Origin of the sequence: Flavobacterium sp. N2550 (genome assembly GCF_025947265.1) — a bacterium.
Classification (GTDB): Bacteria; Bacteroidota; Bacteroidia; order Flavobacteriales; family Flavobacteriaceae; genus Flavobacterium; species Flavobacterium endophyticum.
In genome coordinates this window covers 381,073-397,620 of record NZ_CP110007.1, presented here as the reverse complement: position 1 = coordinate 397,620, position 16,548 = coordinate 381,073, and the positions used below count along the sequence as shown (strand labels likewise).

Sequence of the window (16,548 nt, the reverse complement as noted above, 5' to 3'; positions counted from 1 at the left end):
AATGATTGATTTTTTTCTCGAAGCCTATAAAGACAAACCGACCCTCGATATTATTCTCGAAGCCATTGTTTTTGTCTTTGGCATATTGAGCGTCTATTATGCCAAGAAAGAAAACATTTTGGTATATCCAACAGGAATTATAGCCACGGTCATCACTGTTTATCTTCTTTATAAAGCAGGTTATTTTGCCGATATGACGCTTAATATCTATTTTTCGATAATGAGTGTATATGGCTGGATTAACTGGTCAAGAATGAAGGAAAACGATTATGTCATAAAAATTTCGAGAACGAATAGGAAGCAAAAAGCTATTGGAGTATTATTATTTTTTCTTACTATTGTTGTAACATATTTTGTGTACCATTTGTTTGGCAAAGAAATCAAGCCTGAAAACTATATCGATATTTTTACTTCAGGATTGTTTTTTACGGGCATGTGGTATATGGCAATGAAAAAGATTGAAAATTGGACGCTGTGGATCATAGCAGATATCATCGCTGTCCCATTGTATGCCTATAGGGATTTGGGAATGTTGGCATTGCAGTATGTAATTTTTACAATTTTGGCTATTTTAGCTTACATAGAATGGAGGAAAATCTTAAACAGCAGGCAACAGATAAAATCAGAATAGCATTGTACGGACCAGAATCTACCGGGAAAACTACATTAGCAAAACAATTAGCAGAGCACTTTCAATCCACTTGGATTCCAGAGTTCGCTCGCGAGTACCTACAAGAAAAATGGGACCGCTCGCAACAAATTTGTGAACCAGAAGACTTGCTTCCGATTGCAATAGGCCAAATGAAGCTCGAGAATCAAGCCTTGGCCAATACAGGTAACTATCTTTTTGCAGACACCAATCTGATGTGCACTAAAGTGTTTTCGGAAATCTATTACGGTTTTTGCAATCCTGCTTTGGATAAGGCTGCACGAAAACATAAATACGAACTGTTTTTTCTCACAGATATCGATGTTCCTTTCGAAAAAGACGATTTGCGCGATAAGCCAGACGAACGTGAAATGCTATTGCAGAAATTTGAAGAAGCGCTAATTGAAAATAAAAAGCCTTACATTTTGCTTACAGGAAGCAAGGAAGAAAGATTTGAAAAAGCGATTACGATTCTTAAAGATTTAGCAAAAATAAAAGCTTTAGGCTTTACTCCCTATGATTTCATTCAGATTTACAACCAAGGAATAAGTGTTGATGATGTAGCGGCTCAACTACAGATATTTAACGTCGGAATTCCAAAAGCGATATTGGAAAAGCCGGCTTCCATTGCTAACGGAATAATGCCTTTGTCTGAAAGTGAAGCGATATATTATTCTAATCTATTCGATTCTAAAAAGAACAATCTCAAGCTTCAGAAATTTGTCCCGGCATCCGGCGCTGCTAGTAGAATGTTCAAGTTTTTAAGCGAATTTATTAATGAGTTTAAGCTCGGAAGCGAAACAATCAATGCGTATATCAACAGAAAACATTGCAGTTCCATTTCTATTTTTTTAATCGGAATAGAAAAATTTCCCTTTCATAAAGCAGTCTTAGAATACACCCAGTCCAAATATCCAGAATACAAACAATGGGACAAAGACACCAGAGTTTTTTATTTTATAAAATCCCTCTTGTCATTAGGTCATTTTGATTTTGCTTCAAAACCAAAAGCCGTATTGCCTTTTCATCAATATGGAGATTATATTGCAACGCCTATCGAAGAACATTTAAATGAAAGTGGTTTTTACGCTTCTTCTAATGATGTTTCCAACCTGCATTTTACCATTTCAGAAGAACATCAAGACTCTTTCGATCGGATTATAAACGAGGTCAAGCCGAAAGTTGAAGCAAATTCAAATATAAAGATCCACGTCGATTATTCTTACCAGCATAAAACGACAGACACACTAGCGGTGGACTTAGAGAATAATCCTTTTCGTCAAGACGATGGAAGATTGTTTTTTAGACCGGGAGGACATGGCGCTTTGATTGAAAACTTAAATCAGCTTTATGCCGATATTATTTTCATAAAAAACATTGATAACGTAATCCAGAATCATATACAGACTATTGGTTTGTACAAGAAAGCTTTGGCGGGCATCTTGCTGGAATTTCAGGAGAAAATTTTCGCCTCTCTTAAAATCTTGTCTGCTGAAAATATCCAAAAGGAAATGATTGATGAGATCGTAGAATTTGTAAAGACAAAACTCCAGATTTCTATAACTGCAGATTTTCAGAAATATACTAGGGAGAATAAGGTTGTGTATCTTCAAGAAATTCTCAACAAGCCGATTCGTGTTTGCGGTATGGTAAAAAATGAAGGCGAACCTGGAGGCGGGCCGTTTTGGGTAAGAGATAAAAAAGGAAATGTTTCTTTGCAGATTGTCGAATCATCGCAGATTGATACTCAAAACCCGACACAAGCCAAATTGCTAGCCAGTTCGACACATTTTAACCCTGTTGACTTAGTTTGCGGTACAAAAAATTACAGAGGCGAAAAGTTTGACCTCAAGGAATTTGTTGATATTGATAGCGGTTTTATCGTAGAAAAAAATAAAAATGGCAAGCCGATTAAAGCGTATGAACTGCCGGGACTATGGAATGGCGCTATGGCAAAATGGACTACTATTTTTGTAGAAGTGCCTTTGATTACTTTCAATCCAGTAAAAACAGTTAATGACTTATTGAAACCGGCGCATCAGCCGCAATACTAGTGGATACCGAAAAAATCATATCAGAATTAAAATTTAAAGCAGTCAGAAGCAGCGGAGCAGGAGGACAGAATGTCAACAAGGTTTCCTCTAAAGTGGTGCTGTCTTTCGATTTGTCGAACTCAAAAGCGCTTTCTGAAGAAGAAATAGCTCTTCTGGAAGATAAACTAGCGCCAAGACTGACTAACGATAAGATACTACTTTTGAATTGCGATGAAGACAGAAGTCAATTAAAAAACAAGGAGATTGTCGTTAAGAGATTCCTCCAACTGCTTCGAGAGAATTTAATCATTCCAAAAGAACGCAAAGCCACGAAAGTACCAAAATCTGTAATCAAAAAACGTATCCAAAACAAAAGAAATCTTTCCGAGAAGAAGCAATCCAGAAGAAAACCTGACTTTTGATTAAAAAAGATGAATTATAGAGACTATTGTCTCAATACTTTTCTATCTTTGCCCCGTCTCAAAGGGGTGCTCCAAATAACGAGCTGAGATTATACCCAAGGAACCTGGGCGGGTAATGCTGCCAAGGGATGAAACGACATTTTTTTCGAGTGCACGCTTAAAATTTGTCGTTAAGTACAATCAATTAATTTAAACAATAGAATAATTGCCCCTTTTATTCGTAAGAAAATTTACGAATGAAAACTTTATTCAAAAAAAATGAGTCCAGACAGAAAGACAGGCACAAAAACCGTAGTCAAAATCATACGTCTGGATCCCTTCTTCATGCAAGAACCCTTTTAGGACTTGCGTTTTTTACATCCGGATCTCTTTTTGCTCAAGAAAAAGTGGTTATTGATACCACAAAAACTAACAATCTCGATGAAGTTTTAGTTTCCGCTGTCCGAGTTACGGCACAAACGCCAGTTACTTTCAGCAACATTAGCAAAAAAGAATTAGAATCTAGGAATTTAGGTCAGGATATTCCAGCCTTGCTAAACTATCTGCCATCCGTAGTAATTACGTCGGATGCAGGTAACGGCATCGGATATTCTGCCATCAGCGTCAGAGGTTCCGATTCCCGAAGGGTTAACGTGACGCTTAACGGAATTCCATATAATGATTCTGAGTCGCAAGGTACTTTTTGGGTAAATATGCCTGATTTTGCCTCGTCAGTCCAGAACATACAGCTGCAGCGTGGTGTCGGAACTTCTACAAATGGAGCCGGAGCCTTTGGTGCCAGTTTAAACTTGCTGACAGATTCCTATGCAACAGAAGCAAATGGCGAAATTTCCAATTCTTTCGGAAGCTTTAATTCTAGAAAACATACCTTGAAGTTCAGCACCGGATTGATAAAAGATCATTTTGAACTGGCTGGGCGCGTTTCTAATATCAAATCAGATGGTTATATCGATAGAGCGTCGTCAGACCTGAAGTCTTACTTTTTTCAAGGAACGTACATAGGAAAAACAACCTTGATAAAAGCATTGGTTTTTGGAGGAAAAGAAAAAACATATCAAGCTTGGAACGGGCTGGAAGATCCAGATAAGCTTGAAAATGACAGAACTTATAATACTTCCGGAGAATATGTCGATGACAATGGCGTGACCCGTTTCTATGATAATGAAACAGATAATTACAACCAAGATCACTACCAATTGCACTGGAATGAACGTTTTTCAGACAACTGGAGCACGAATCTGGCTTTTCACTACACTAAAGGGAAAGGCTATTATGAAAACTATAAAGTAGACGAAGATTTATCCGAATATGGAATTCAACCGCAGGTTGTTGAAGGGGAATTGATCGAGTCAAGCGACTTGATTCGTAGAAAATGGCTTGATAATGATTTTTATGGAACGACATTTTCTGCCAATTATAAAAATGAGAAACTGGATTTTATACTTGGTGGCGGCTGGAACAAATATGAAGGCAAGCATTTCGGGAATATTCTTTGGACAAGAAGCTTCATTTTGCCAGAATACAATTTCAAATATTATGATGACTTTTCTACAAAAACCGATTTCAACGTTTTTGCAAAAGTAAATTACAAGTTCAATGAAAATTGGAGCCTTTTCGGAGACTTGCAATACAGAAATGTAGGCTATAAGACCAAAGGAGCAGATACAGGTTCTGTAGATGATAATTTTAATTTCTTCAATCCGAAAGCAGGAATTACCTACATCGTTAACGATGAAAATAATATCTATTTCTCTTATGCAAGAGCAAACAGAGAGCCCAACAGAAGCGATTACGAGTCTGGAAATCCAAAACCTGAAAAGCTTAACGATTTTGAGCTAGGATGGAGGTACAATGCGCCAAAGACAAAACTGAATGTGAACGGTTATTATATGCGATACCAAGACCAACTGGTATTGACTGGAGCTTTGAATGATGTTGGGGCGCCTATCCGTCAAAATAGCGGAGAAAGTTATAGGCTTGGATTGGAAATTGATGCCACTCTTTTTGTGGCAGATAAATGGATTTTCCGCCCGAATGTAACTGTAAGCACAAACAAAAATGAAGATTTTGTCTTCCAAAGAGATGGCGCATTAGAGAAACTAGGAAATACGAACATTGCCTTTTCGCCTGACGTGATCGTTGGGAACGCAATTACATTTTTACCAATCAAGAACATGCAGGTTTCTCTTCTGACGAAATTTGTTGGAGATCAGTATATGGGAAATATTGATTCTAAAGGGTCAAAATTAGAAAGCTATTCTGTGAGCGATTTTAATATTTCTTATGAAATCAAAACCAATTCTGTTTTCAAATCAATCATCTTTTCAGGTTTAGTAAACAACGTTTTTGACTACAAATACGAGTCTAATGGTTATTTCTATACGTATGATGATGATTTTTCAAATCCAGGCACTATAACCACAATGGAAGGCGCTGGATATTACCCGCAAGCCGGAATCAATTTCTTGGCTGGAATGACCTTGAAGTTTTAAAAGAGAAGTTTTTTAATTATTTTTCCCAAAGCCTGACAAGTCTATCATGACTTGTCAGGCTTTTTCTTTCAATACTTGTTGCTATTTTTCCGACTCTGCAAAATCTTTTATGATAAGATTCCTTCTTTCTAAAAGATTGCTGAGGTATTTTTTTAAGAAAATGAAATCGGCTACTTTTCCGAAGTATCCAAAAGGAGATTGATACGTAAAAATATCAATCATCAAAGTCGTATTTTCATGAGGCCCGAAATGATGTTCATGGCGGAATTCTTTGAAAGCTCCTTGAGTCATCTCATCTGCAAAGAAAAACGGATAGTTAAAGTCTGTTATTTTAGAGGTAAGATTTTGAGTAAACCCTAGATGTTTTGCACGCCACGTGACCGTTTCGCCCAATGCAATCAATCCGGAAGTTTTGCCGGCAATCGCTTCTTCTTTGGTATGCTTAGTTGAAATTTTATGCAAATCGATGCTTCTTGACAAATCAAATACAATCCCTACAGGTGCAGAAATTTTTGTTTCAAGATAAATTCGAGGCATTTAGTTATAAACTCGAATGATGTTTCCGTTTACTTCAACGCGGTAAGGCTTCATCGGGTATTCCACATCGGCATCCGCAAGACCTGTAAACAAGCTGTATGCCACGTCATCACATGGGCAGACAGCATTGATGCCTTCTACTTCTAAACGGGAACAGCTGCTAGGGTACTGGTTAGGACAGCTAGCATCATAAGCCCTGAAATTTCCTGATCCGGCATTAAAAACGATAATGCCGTTAGCACCTGCGCCATTTAGCGTAATCAACTTGCCATTTCCCGTGTATTGAAGATCACTATACAAAGGAAGATTGGTATTGATCTCAACGCTAAAAGAATAATTTGGGATATAAGGGTTTCTATTGTTGAAATTGCTGTCAGAACATGCTGCAATTGTGATACTGATAAATAAAAGGGCAATAATCTTTTTCATCTTAAAAATTCCATTGTATAATTTGTAGAAACAAATTTAATTTAATTAACTTTGGTTTTGTATACGAATAGTATATAAATATCGATTTGAATTAAAAATACTATCTTTGTGGAAAGAAATCCCGTCGTGATGGGATTTTTTCTATTTTATATATAACGATGAAATTATGAGTAACGTATCTTATTATACAGCAGAAGGCTTAAAAAAATTGAAAGAGGAACTAGAACAGCTAAAAAGTATTGAGCGCCCAAAAGCGTCTCAAGCAATTGCTGAGGCTAGAGATAAAGGGGATTTGTCTGAAAATGCAGAATACGATGCGGCTAAAGAGGCCCAAGGTTTGCTCGAAATGAGAATTTCAAAATTAGAAGAAGTTTATTCAAATGCCCGTCTGATTGACGAATCACAGCTTGATATTTCCAAAGTATTGGTGCTGTCAAATGTGAAAATCAAAAACCAATCGAATGGGATGGAAATGAAATATACATTGGTAGCTGAAAGTGAAGCCGACCTTAAGACAGGAAAGATATCTGTTACTTCTCCAATCGGAAAAGGATTGCTAGGGAAATCAGTAGGCGAAATAGCCGAAATTACAGTGCCGAATGGTATCTTGAAATTTGAAATTTTAGAAATATCAAGAGACTAAGTTTAACCCAGAATTCTGAACCAATGAGCTCAATTTTTACAAAAATAATTAACGGAGAAATTCCAGCTTATAAAATTACCGAGGACGAAAATTATCTTGCTTTTTTGGATGTAAATCCAAATGCGAAAGGACACACGTTATGCATTCCAAAAAAAGAAATCGATAAGATTTTTGATATGGACGAAGAGCATTATTTGGGATTGATGAAATTTTCTAGAAAAGTAGCCAAGGCCATAGAGAAGACAGTTCCTTGCAAAAGAGTAGGTGTTGCCGTAATTGGTTTGGAAGTTCCACATACGCACGTACATTTAATTCCGTTAAATGAAATGGACGAAATGCGTTTCCAGAATAAAGTAAAATTAACCCAAGAAGAATTTGAAGTGTTGGCGAAAGAGATAGCAGCCAACTTATAATCCTTTTTTTTAAAATATTTGCAGCCGCAGATTCAGTAAATATTGAATTTGCGGCTGTTTCTTTTTAGAGTTTCCTCAGACTTACCAACATGCAGGTGCCTTTTCCTGTTTCTGACGAAAAGACCTTTATTTTTCCGTCATGATACTCCTCTACGATTCTTTTGGTTAACGAAAGTCCTAATCCCCAACCACGCTTTTTAGTCGTAAATCCTGGCTCGAAAATCCTCTTGAATTGTTTTTTTGGAATTCCTTTTCCAGTGTCGGTTACTTTTATTTTTACGAAGCGAGAATCTTCTTCAATGACAATAGATAGATTTCCTCTTCCTTTCATGGCATCAATCGCATTTTTGACAAGATTTTCAATCGTCCAGCTGTGTAATATTGGGTTGATGGAAGTCATGATCGCGTGGTCTGGAGCTTTGAAAGAAAAATTAATCTGATTCGAAAATCTTGATTTTAGATAATCATAGGACTGTTCTGTTTCCGCAATAATATCCTTTTCTTCTAAAACAGGTTCCGAACCAATTTTTGAAAAACGATCGGCGATGGTCTGCAATCTGAAAATGTCTTTTTCGACTTCAGTTACCGTTGTTTCGTCGACATTATCAGCTTTCATGATTTCAATCCAGCCAAGCAATGAAGAAAGCGGCGTACCTATCTGATGCGCGGTTTCTTTGGCCATACCCGCCCAAAGCTTGTTTTGGGTAGCCATTCTGCTGGCACGGTAAAAGTTGAAGATAAGTAATCCAAACAAGACTAAAATAAGAAATAGTGCAATCGGATAATATTTCAAGTTATTCAAAAGCGAAGAATTCCCATAATAAATATACTGAATTTCTCCTGGCAGGTATTCTATCGGAATCGGCTCATTTTCATTTTTAAAATTTTTGAAAAAGGCTTTGGCTTTAATAGAATCATTCGCGATTTTTTCGTCGATATTTCGCATTCCCATAATATTTCCGGCTTGATCAGTAAGCACAATAGGAATGGTAGTGTTTTTGTCTACAATCTGCCTTGGTAATTCAATGTCGTCGTTTTCTAAATCGGCCTTATTGATTGTCTTTAATGAAGTCGCCCAAATCTGCATTTTTAGATGCTCTTCATTTTTAAAGATTTGGAAAAAAGTATAGGTATTCCAAAGGATGAGAGAAATTATGATGAAAGAGATCATGATGATGATCCATCGGGAAACATTTCTTTTTTCAGAAAACTGCATAAATCTTATTTTGAGGTATAAATATAAGCAAAAGAAACAAAGTCAAAATCTCAAACTGTTTATAAGTCTTAAATACTTCATTCTTTCCTTATGATTCAATTTATTACTTTTGTTTAAACGGAGAATTTTATGATTAGTATAGAGCCGAAAGAAATTTCGACAGCAAAATTACAGGGTTATCTTCAAGGATCAGTAGGCCCTAGGCCGATTGCTTTTGCAAGTACTGTTGACAGTAACGGAAATCCGAACTTATCGCCCTTTAGTTTTTTTAACCTTTTTAGCGCTAACCCGCCAATTTTGATTTTTTCGCCATCCAGACGTGTCCGCGACAATACGATAAAACACACCTTGATCAATGCCGAAGCTACTCGAGAAGTTGTGATTAATGTAGTCAATTTTGATATGGTGCAGCAGGCTTCCCTATCGAGTACAGAATATGGCAATGGTGTGAATGAATTTTTAAAAGCCGGATTTACGCCAATTCCATCTGATTTGGTAAAGCCTTTCCGAGTAAAAGAATCTCCCGTTCAATTTGAATGCAAGATACAAGAAATCATCAGTCTTGGAAGCGAAGGCGGTGCAGGGAATCTAATTATCTGTGAGATTGTAAAAATGCATATTGATGAGAAGATTTTGGATGAAAATGGTGCTGTTGATCAATATAAAATTGACTTGGTCTCTAGGCTAGGCGGCAATTGGTATTCGCGTTCAAATATGGGATTGTTTGAAGTGGAAAAGCCATTGACCACATTAGGAATCGGTGTTGACCAAATACCAGATTTTATAAAAAATAGTCCGATTTTCGACGGCAATGATTTAGGTAAATTAGGCAACGTTGAAGCATTGCCTACAAGCGAAGAAGTTGCTATATTTGTAAATCAGAATTTTGCCGTCAAAGGCGTTTTGAGTTCCGATGATCAGGAAAAAGTGCATTTGAAAGCAAAAGAATACTTGGATAATAATGAAGTGATTGCGGCATGGAAAGTGCTGCTTTCTGAAAAAATATAATGAAAAGGCTGAATTACAAGCCATATAAATAAACAAAAATAATAGAGATTATGGAAGTTACTGGAAAAGTTAAAGTAATAAATGCCGAACAGCAAGTTAGTGCGTCATTTAAAAAAAGAGAATTGGTTGTTACTACTGAGGAGCAATACCCGCAACATATCATGATTGAATTCACGCAGGACAAATGCGATCTATTGAATAATTATTCAGTAGGTGAGCCTGTGAAGGTTTCAATCAACCTAAGAGGCAGAGAGTGGGTAAATCCTCAAGGAGAAACTAAATATTTCAACAGCATTCAAGGCTGGAGAATCGAAAAACTGCAAGCCGATGCTCCTTCTGCTCAAGTTCCTCCAATGCCGGCAAGAGAAGCTTTTGAACCAGCAAATAATTTTAAAGAAGAAGAGCACGACGATTTGCCTTTCTAATAAATAAAGCAGAAGTATCAAAAACCGCAGAAATTCTTGCGGTTTTTTTATGAAGTAAAATAAGTTATAAATGTATTTCCTTACCAAAGAATTATTTTTTCCACCAGTAAATGAAACGGATGAGGATGGTATCTTAGCTATTGGCGGAGATTTGTCACCAGAACGCCTGCTTTTGGCTTACAAGAGCGGTATTTTTCCATGGTTTGATGAAGACGAGCCCATTCTTTGGTGGTCGCCTAAAGAACGAATGGTTTTGTTTCCGAATGAGTTTTTAGTTTCAAAAAGCATGAGAAATATACTGAACAGAGGTGTTTTTAAAGTAACATTCAACCAAAATTTTAAAGAAGTAATTTCAAATTGCAGTTCCATCAAAAGAGATGGACAGCGTGGAACTTGGATTACTGACGGAATGATTGAAGCCTATTCAAAGCTAAATGAAATGGGAATTGCAAAATCTGTCGAAGTGTGGCAAGAAGATATTCTTGTTGGAGGACTTTATGGAATCGATTTAGGCCATATTTTTTGCGGAGAAAGTATGTTTTCCAAAGTTTCTAATGCTTCGAAAGTAGCCTTCGTTTCTTTAGTAAAAAAGCTAAAGGAGGAAAATTATAAGCTTTTAGATTGCCAAGTTCATAATGATCATCTAGAAAGCTTGGGAGCAAGAGAGATTCCTAGGGAAGATTTTATTGCGATTTTAAAATCCAAATAATGACTTACTTCATTGTCCAGCATGCCTCAATGTGATCATTGACCATTCCTGTGGCTTGCATGTGTGCATAAATTACCGTCGAACCTACAAATTTAAATCCTCTCTTTTTTAAATCTTTGCTGATTTTGTCAGAAAGCGGTGTTGTGGCTGGAACTTCAGATAGTGATTTTGGACGGTTTATGATGGGCTTGCCGTCTGTGAATTTCCAAATGTAATTAGAGAAGCTTCCAAATTCTTTTTGGGTTTCCATAAAGGCTTTTGCATTGGTAACGGCAGAACGAATTTTTAGCTGGTTACGAATGATTCCGGTGTCTTGAAGAAGCTCTTGGATTTTTTCTTCATCATAGTTAGCGACTTTTTTATAATCGAAATTGTCAAAGCCTTTCTTGAAGTTTTCTCTTTTTCTGAGTATGGTAATCCAGCTTAATCCGGCTTGGAATGTTTCTAGGATTAAGAATTCGAATAGTTTTTGGTCGTCATATACAGGAACGCCCCATTCTTCATCATGGTATTTTTCGTATAACGCATCGCCAATACACCATCTACATCTTATCTTTTCTTCCATTGCTCAGATTTTAATCCAAATATAAATAAAATCCCGCTTCGGTTAGAAGCGGGATTTTATATGTGGAACTATTTTAGGAGATTATCCTAAAGCAGCTCTTTTGAAACCAGTAACTGTCAAGTTTGCGTCAACAGATTTTACATATCCAGAAACGCTAACAGCGCCGTCTTTAATGTAGTCTTGGTTTACTAAAGTATTGTCTTTGTAGAAACGTTGGATTTTACCTTTAGCGATGTTATCTAGCATAGCTTCTGGTTTTCCTTCTTGACGCAATTGGTCTTTAGCGATTTCTACTTCTTTTTCGATGATAGATGCATCAACACCAGCCTCGTCTAACGCGATTGGGTTCATGGCAGCAGCTTGCATTGCAACGTTTCTAGCTGCTTCTTCAGCACCAGGAACATTAGCAGAAAGAGAAACTAAAGTAGCGATTTTGTTGCCAGCGTGGATGTAAGATCCAACGAAAGCACCTTCTAATCTTTCGAAAGAACCGATTTCGATTTTTTCTCCGATAACTCCAGTTTGCTCGATCAATTTATCAGCAACAGTGATTCCGTTGAAATCAGCAGCTAAAAATTCTTCTTTAGTTTGGAAGTTCAAAGCAAGGTTAGCCAAATCTGTAGCCAACTTTACGAAACCTTCATTTTTTCCAACGAAGTCAGTCTCACAGTTCAATGAGATCACAACGCCAGCAGTTTTGTCTGCATTTACAACAGCGATAGCAGCACCTTCAGTAGATTCTCTATCTGATCTGTTAGCAGCTACTTTTTGACCTTTTTTACGTAGGTTTTCGATAGCTAGATCGAAATCTCCGTCAGCTTCAACAAGAGCTTTCTTGCAGTCCATCATTCCTGCACCAGTCAAGGTTCTTAATTTATTTACATCTGCAGCAGTTATAGTTGCCATTTTAGTATTTTTTTTAAGGGTTAAAAATAAAAAATCCCAAGATTTAAATTCCAAATCCCAAGTTTATTAAATTATCAACGTATTGTAATTTATTTGGAATTGGAATTTAAAAATTGGAACTCTAATTTAATTTATTCTTCTGTTGAAGTTTCTACAGTTTCGCTTGGAGCGTCTGCAACTTCGCCAACTGGCTGCTCAGTCTCTTTTTCAGAAGTTGTGTTTCTGTCAGAAAGACCTTCGATAACAGCAGTAGTTACTAAAGATAAAATTTTATCGATTGATTTAGAAGCATCATCATTTGCAGGGATTACATAATCAACCTCTCTTGGGTCAGAGTTTGTATCTACCATTGCGAAAACTGGAATGTTTAATTTTTGAGCTTCTTTAATTGCGATGTGTTCAGCTTTAATGTCTACAACGAACAATGCAGCAGGAAGTCTTGACATATCAGCGATAGAACCTAAGTTCTTCTCTAATTTTGCACGAAGACGATCAACCTGTAAACGTTCTTTTTTAGATAATGTCATGAAAGTACCGTCTTTCTTCATTCTATCGATAGAAGCCATTTTTTTAACCGCTTTTCTGATAGTTACGAAGTTAGTCAGCATACCACCTGGCCATCTTTCAGTGATGTAAGGCATGTTTGCAGCAGCTGCTTTTTCAGCTACGATATCTTTTGCTTGTTTTTTGGTAGCAACGAATAATATTTTTCTACCAGATGCAGCGATTTTTTTCAAAGCTTCATTAGCTTCTTCGATTTTAGCTGCAGTTTTATATAGATTGATAATGTGAATTCCATTACGCTCCATATAGATGTAAGGAGCCATGTTTGGATCCCATTTTCTAGTCATGTGTCCGAAGTGAACACCTGCTTCTAGTAATTCTTTAACTTCTACTTTGTTTGCCATTTTAATGTAATAGTTTACGTTCTGTTGAATTAGCAATGTTCCTTTTTGGCTTTAAGCTGAGCTTTAGGCTTTAGGCTTCATTTAGATGCTAAACTAATTTCCTGCCTCGGCAGGGAATAACAACATTGTTTTTAAATAATAAATGAACGAGGTCTTTTCCAATACAGAAAAGACGGTAATATTAACGTTTAGAGAATTGGAATCTCTTACGAGCTTTCTTCTGACCGAATTTTTTACGTTCAACCATTCTTGGGTCTCTAGTTAATAAACCTTCTGGTTTCAAGATTGCTCTGTTTTCAGCATTTACTTCACACATTACGCGTGCTAATGCCATTCTTACAGCTTCTGCTTGACCAGTTGAACCACCACCATAAACGTTTACTTTTACGTCAAAGTTAGATGCGTTCTCTGTCATAGAAAGAGGTTGCAATACTTTGTACTGTAAAGTTGCAGTCGGGAAGTAAGTTGTAAATTCTTTTTTGTTTACCGTGATGTTTCCAGTTCCTTCTGTAACATAAACACGAGCAACAGCGGTTTTTCTTCTACCGATTTTGTGAATTGTAGCCATTACTTAAGATCGTTAAGGTTAACAGTTTTAGGTTTTTGAGCTTCTTGTTTGTGCTCTGGACCTACAACAACATTTAAATTTCTGAAAAGTTGTGCTCCCAATTTGTTTTTAGGCAACATTCCTTTTACTGCTTTTTCCACTAAAGTAGCTGGATTTTTTGTCTGTAATACTTTAGCAGTTAAAGTTCTTTGTCCTCCTGGGTATCCTGTATGACGCATATAGATTTTGTCATCCATTTTGTTCCCTGTAAGGTTGATTTTTTCTGCATTGATAACAATTACGTTATCTCCACAGTCCACGTGCGGTGTATAACTTGGTTTGTATTTACCTCTAAGGATCATAGCGACCTTTGAAGCAAGACGGCCCAAGTTATGACCTTCAGCGTCAACAACAATCCACTCTTTCGTTACAGTGGCTTTGTTAGCTGAAATTGTCTTGTAGCTTAATGTGTTCACAATAATTTATTTTAATTAAACATTCCATCCCCAATAAAGGGGTTGCAAAAGTACAATAATTTATTTTAAATGCAAACACCTATAAAAGATTATTTTAGAGGCTGATTATCAGATTGAAAATCTATAAATGAAGAAGGCAAATCTACGGTTTATTTTTGGTTTAATGGCTCGGTAGGAGTGTCGGCTTATTTAAAAACAAAAAAACCATCTAAAATACGCTTAGATGGTTTGCTAGATTTTAGGGGTAAATGGTTTATACAATAAACAAATTGGCAATATTGACAGACTGTTGTGTAGTCAAAGGTTCATCATAAGATTCTGATCCTGCCGTTCCTGGAATAGCAGGTCCTAATGAACCGTTGCTTACAGTGCTCGTATTAAATCCAGCCTGCATTACATTTTCTTCTCCATCATAAACGGCTTGAGTTGCAGACGGCATTCCAGTTCCTCTTTGGTTTCCGGTAATCCATCCTTTGAGCCCTCGCAATCTTCTTACTTCTGATGCATGGCGCGCTTCAACGGAATGAATCTGCAAAGCGGCTGTCAGTAAGTCGGGTGTCGATATAAGGTTGGCAGCCTGGCCTTTGTAGGCTCTTACTCCGGTGTCTTCAAATGCTTGTGCCAATATCAAAAATTGTTGGTACGCGGCGGCATTTCCTATTCCTGTCGAATTGAAAGGATCAAACGCGCCTCCGACCGTAAAGTCAAATGTTGGTTTGGCAACAGCATTGGCTCCGAGTCCGGCAATCAGAAATTCCACATGGTCGGCTTCGTGTTGTGCAATCTGCATGAATACTTTTTCATCTCTTCCTCCTGTCGGGATAACGCCAGATTCTAATCCTAAGCGATAAAATTCATCTTCAAGATATTCTAGCGTGAGGGCAAGCTGGAGCGCTCCGATTGGCGTGCTTGGTGTCGGACCTATATCTGAAGCAAAGGCTTTGTTAGTGAATGCTGCCAATCCTAATGGAATAGAGGCAAGGGCTAAATTTTTGCCCAATTGTCCGAACTGTCCAAAACTATCTCTTCTGGAGCCCGTGCTTTTCATGAAGTTTTCATCAGTGAAGGACTCTATAAATTTTAATAGATTCATAATTTCTAAATTTTTGTTGGTTAGTATTTAAGGTAGGTAGACGGCTGAAAATTCTGTCGTAATAAAGCTACCCGCCACAGGAAGTATTTGTGATGGATTTTTCGCGGCATCCAGTCCGTTAGATGCACTTACGATATCATCACCAGCAAAATCATCCGAATTTGGGTTGATCAAGCTTCTTATGGCGGATGCATGTCGTGCTTCGACAGAAACAATTTTCCCCGCTAATAATAAATAGTCAGCGCTTGTAATTAGTTTTCCTGCTCCATTATAAGCGGCAACACCTGTGTCTTCTAAAGCTTTAGCGGTTCCTAGGATAGAATCTCTGCTGCCAAAGTTTACGGTGCTGAAATCAAATTCCAGTGCTGGTAGTAATTGTGTGGAAGGATTGCTCAAGGCTCCTGTCAAAGCCGTCTTGAAAAATTCTCTGTGGATTACCTCGTGAGCATATAAATCAGAAAGTACTTGTTGTTCTTCGGAATTGAACAGTGCTCCAAAATTATTGAGGTTGACAACTCGCGTATAAAAATCGGCTTCGAGTTGTTCCAGCGCATACGCATACGTCAAGACTCCCAGATCGCCGCTTCCTAGATCGAATACGCCATTGCGTATTCCTGGAGCATACGGGCCGTTGTTTTCAGAATCATCATCGTTGCTACAGCCCGTGAGGAGTAGTCCTGTAGCCGCCATCGTGAGTCCGCTGATTTTTAAGAAGCTTCTTCGGTTGGTTCCCGAAGTAAGCTGTTCTTTTACAGTTACTGCATTTTTCATAAGTAGACATTTAAAAGGTTAATAATTAATCGGGTTGATTTTAGGTTCCCATTGGGAATCTATGTAGACTACTTACGTTGAAATTATGTTAGCGGTTTTGATAAAATTTTATATAATTATAATGTGAAGATTGTTTTTGCTATGTATTTGTTTGTATGAAGATGTTTTTTATTGCTAATTTTTTAATTTGCACAGGCGTGCGAAGAATGCCAGCAGTACTTGGCATGAAATAAAACTAGTGTTAAGTATTTAAAAATCCCGAATAATGTGCCGTAGTTTTTGTTTTTCTATTTTTAAGTTTACTGT

19 protein-coding genes and 1 riboswitch are annotated in these 16,548 nt (G+C 37.2%); of the genes, 9 read left to right on the top strand and 10 right to left on the bottom strand.

The window, feature by feature from the left end:
* The first annotated feature begins 1 nt into the window (after nt 1).
* The 4 genes from pnuC to OLM56_RS01730 all read left to right on the top strand — a co-directional run bounded on the left by pnuC (nt 2) and on the right by OLM56_RS01730 (nt 5,596).
* Complete coding sequence (gene pnuC, locus OLM56_RS01745; RefSeq protein ID WP_121375345.1) at nt 2–631, top strand: nicotinamide riboside transporter PnuC; 630 nt, start codon at nt 2–4, stop codon at nt 629–631.
* Nucleotides 586–2,703, top strand: coding sequence for a DUF4301 family protein (locus tag OLM56_RS01740; RefSeq protein WP_264528110.1), 2,118 nt, complete (start codon nt 586–588; stop codon nt 2,701–2,703). The genes pnuC and OLM56_RS01740 overlap by 46 nt, the downstream gene beginning before the upstream one ends.
* Nucleotides 2,703–3,104, top strand: a complete 402-nt coding sequence (gene arfB / locus OLM56_RS01735) for an alternative ribosome rescue aminoacyl-tRNA hydrolase ArfB (protein WP_264528109.1) — start codon at nt 2,703–2,705, stop codon at nt 3,102–3,104. Before OLM56_RS01740 ends, arfB begins: the two co-directional genes overlap by 1 nt.
* Nucleotides 3,105–3,155: 51 nt before the next feature.
* A riboswitch (TPP riboswitch) is annotated at nt 3,156–3,250 on the top strand.
* A 90-nt stretch (nt 3,251–3,340) separates the two neighbouring features.
* Nucleotides 3,341–5,596, top strand: coding sequence for a TonB-dependent receptor (locus OLM56_RS01730; RefSeq protein WP_264528108.1), 2,256 nt, complete (start codon nt 3,341–3,343; stop codon nt 5,594–5,596).
* A gap of 81 nt (nt 5,597–5,677) precedes the next feature.
* On the opposite strand, the gene OLM56_RS01725 is transcribed toward OLM56_RS01730, so the two are convergent.
* Nucleotides 5,678–6,133 carry an SRPBCC family protein gene (locus OLM56_RS01725; protein WP_264528107.1) on the bottom strand — a complete coding sequence of 152 codons (456 nt, stop codon included), beginning with the start codon at nt 6,131–6,133 and terminating at the stop codon, nt 5,678–5,680.
* Nucleotides 6,134–6,562: a Rieske (2Fe-2S) protein gene (locus OLM56_RS01720; protein ID WP_264528106.1), complete on the bottom strand. Its 429-nt coding sequence runs from the start codon at nt 6,560–6,562 to the stop codon at nt 6,134–6,136. It lies immediately after the preceding gene.
* Between the two features lie 166 nt (nt 6,563–6,728).
* Here OLM56_RS01720 and greA point away from each other — a divergent pair, with 166 nt between their 5' ends.
* Nucleotides 6,729–7,205 carry a transcription elongation factor GreA gene (gene greA, locus OLM56_RS01715; RefSeq protein WP_264528105.1) on the top strand — a complete coding sequence of 159 codons (477 nt, stop codon included), beginning with the start codon at nt 6,729–6,731 and terminating at the stop codon, nt 7,203–7,205.
* Between the two features lie 23 nt (nt 7,206–7,228).
* Complete coding sequence (locus OLM56_RS01710) at nt 7,229–7,618, top strand: HIT family protein (RefSeq protein WP_121375338.1); 390 nt, start codon at nt 7,229–7,231, stop codon at nt 7,616–7,618.
* A 64-nt stretch (nt 7,619–7,682) separates the two neighbouring features.
* Here the strand turns inward: OLM56_RS01710 and OLM56_RS01705 are convergent, their stop codons facing one another.
* Entirely contained in the window at nt 7,683–8,834 is a 1,152-nt protein-coding gene (locus OLM56_RS01705; protein ID WP_264528104.1) for a sensor histidine kinase, read from the bottom strand.
* A 129-nt stretch (nt 8,835–8,963) separates the two neighbouring features.
* On the opposite strand from OLM56_RS01705, the gene OLM56_RS01700 reads away from it, so the two are divergent.
* The 3 genes from OLM56_RS01700 to aat all read left to right on the top strand — a co-directional run bounded on the left by OLM56_RS01700 (nt 8,964) and on the right by aat (nt 10,976).
* On the top strand, nt 8,964–9,842 hold the full coding sequence (locus OLM56_RS01700) for a flavin reductase family protein (RefSeq protein ID WP_264528103.1): 879 nt from the start codon (nt 8,964–8,966) through the stop codon (nt 9,840–9,842).
* Nucleotides 9,843–9,892: 50 nt separating this feature from the next.
* Nucleotides 9,893–10,267: a DUF3127 domain-containing protein gene (locus OLM56_RS01695; protein WP_264528102.1), complete on the top strand. Its 375-nt coding sequence runs from the start codon at nt 9,893–9,895 to the stop codon at nt 10,265–10,267.
* 70 nt (nt 10,268–10,337) lie between these two features.
* The gene (gene aat, locus OLM56_RS01690) at nt 10,338–10,976 is read left to right on the top strand and encodes a leucyl/phenylalanyl-tRNA--protein transferase (protein ID WP_264528101.1); all 639 of its coding nucleotides are present in this window, start codon (nt 10,338–10,340) and stop codon (nt 10,974–10,976) included.
* Between the two features lie 4 nt (nt 10,977–10,980).
* On the opposite strand, the gene OLM56_RS01685 is transcribed toward aat, so the two are convergent.
* The 7 genes from OLM56_RS01685 to OLM56_RS01655 all read right to left on the bottom strand — a co-directional run bounded on the left by OLM56_RS01685 (nt 10,981) and on the right by OLM56_RS01655 (nt 16,242).
* Complete coding sequence (locus OLM56_RS01685) at nt 10,981–11,541, bottom strand: DNA-3-methyladenine glycosylase I (protein WP_264528100.1); 561 nt, start codon at nt 11,539–11,541, stop codon at nt 10,981–10,983.
* 81 nt (nt 11,542–11,622) lie between these two features.
* Complete coding sequence (gene tsf, locus OLM56_RS01680) at nt 11,623–12,447, bottom strand: translation elongation factor Ts (protein ID WP_182492854.1); 825 nt, start codon at nt 12,445–12,447, stop codon at nt 11,623–11,625.
* A gap of 131 nt (nt 12,448–12,578) precedes the next feature.
* Nucleotides 12,579–13,355, bottom strand: a complete 777-nt coding sequence (gene rpsB, locus OLM56_RS01675; protein WP_121375331.1) for a 30S ribosomal protein S2 — start codon at nt 13,353–13,355, stop codon at nt 12,579–12,581.
* A gap of 181 nt (nt 13,356–13,536) precedes the next feature.
* On the bottom strand, nt 13,537–13,923 hold the full coding sequence (gene rpsI / locus OLM56_RS01670) for a 30S ribosomal protein S9 (RefSeq protein WP_121375330.1): 387 nt from the start codon (nt 13,921–13,923) through the stop codon (nt 13,537–13,539).
* The gene (gene rplM / locus OLM56_RS01665) at nt 13,923–14,378 is read right to left on the bottom strand and encodes a 50S ribosomal protein L13 (protein ID WP_121375329.1); all 456 of its coding nucleotides are present in this window, start codon (nt 14,376–14,378) and stop codon (nt 13,923–13,925) included. Before rplM ends, rpsI begins: the two co-directional genes overlap by 1 nt.
* Before the next feature lie 253 nt (nt 14,379–14,631).
* On the bottom strand, nt 14,632–15,471 hold the full coding sequence (locus tag OLM56_RS01660; protein WP_264528099.1) for a ferritin-like domain-containing protein: 840 nt from the start codon (nt 15,469–15,471) through the stop codon (nt 14,632–14,634).
* Nucleotides 15,472–15,498: 27 nt separating this feature from the next.
* Nucleotides 15,499–16,242 carry a ferritin-like domain-containing protein gene (locus OLM56_RS01655; protein ID WP_264528098.1) on the bottom strand — a complete coding sequence of 248 codons (744 nt, stop codon included), beginning with the start codon at nt 16,240–16,242 and terminating at the stop codon, nt 15,499–15,501.
* Nucleotides 16,243–16,548 lie beyond the last annotated feature (306 nt).

Bases quoted from the DNA above. Each gene is read 5' to 3' on its own strand.
- pnuC (WP_121375345.1), top strand. From the start codon at position 2: ATGATTGATTTTTTTCTCGAAGCCTATAAAGACAAACCGACCCTCGAT.
- OLM56_RS01740 (WP_264528110.1), top strand. From the start codon at position 586: ATGGAGGAAAATCTTAAACAGCAGGCAACAGATAAAATCAGAATAGCA.
- OLM56_RS01730 (WP_264528108.1), top strand. From the start codon at position 3,341: ATGAAAACTTTATTCAAAAAAAATGAGTCCAGACAGAAAGACAGGCAC.
- OLM56_RS01725 (WP_264528107.1), bottom strand. From the start codon at position 6,133: ATGCCTCGAATTTATCTTGAAACAAAAATTTCTGCACCTGTAGGGATT.
- OLM56_RS01720 (WP_264528106.1), bottom strand. From the start codon at position 6,562: ATGAAAAAGATTATTGCCCTTTTATTTATCAGTATCACAATTGCAGCA.
- greA (WP_264528105.1), top strand. From the start codon at position 6,729: ATGAGTAACGTATCTTATTATACAGCAGAAGGCTTAAAAAAATTGAAA.
- OLM56_RS01710 (WP_121375338.1), top strand. From the start codon at position 7,229: ATGAGCTCAATTTTTACAAAAATAATTAACGGAGAAATTCCAGCTTAT.
- OLM56_RS01705 (WP_264528104.1), bottom strand. From the start codon at position 8,834: ATGCAGTTTTCTGAAAAAAGAAATGTTTCCCGATGGATCATCATCATG.
- OLM56_RS01700 (WP_264528103.1), top strand. From the start codon at position 8,964: ATGATTAGTATAGAGCCGAAAGAAATTTCGACAGCAAAATTACAGGGT.
- OLM56_RS01695 (WP_264528102.1), top strand. From the start codon at position 9,893: ATGGAAGTTACTGGAAAAGTTAAAGTAATAAATGCCGAACAGCAAGTT.
- aat (WP_264528101.1), top strand. From the start codon at position 10,338: ATGTATTTCCTTACCAAAGAATTATTTTTTCCACCAGTAAATGAAACG.
- OLM56_RS01685 (WP_264528100.1), bottom strand. From the start codon at position 11,541: ATGGAAGAAAAGATAAGATGTAGATGGTGTATTGGCGATGCGTTATAC.
- tsf (WP_182492854.1), bottom strand. From the start codon at position 12,447: ATGGCAACTATAACTGCTGCAGATGTAAATAAATTAAGAACCTTGACT.
- rpsB (WP_121375331.1), bottom strand. From the start codon at position 13,355: ATGGCAAACAAAGTAGAAGTTAAAGAATTACTAGAAGCAGGTGTTCAC.
- rpsI (WP_121375330.1), bottom strand. From the start codon at position 13,923: ATGGCTACAATTCACAAAATCGGTAGAAGAAAAACCGCTGTTGCTCGT.
- OLM56_RS01660 (WP_264528099.1), bottom strand. From the start codon at position 15,471: ATGAATCTATTAAAATTTATAGAGTCCTTCACTGATGAAAACTTCATG.
- OLM56_RS01655 (WP_264528098.1), bottom strand. From the start codon at position 16,242: ATGAAAAATGCAGTAACTGTAAAAGAACAGCTTACTTCGGGAACCAAC.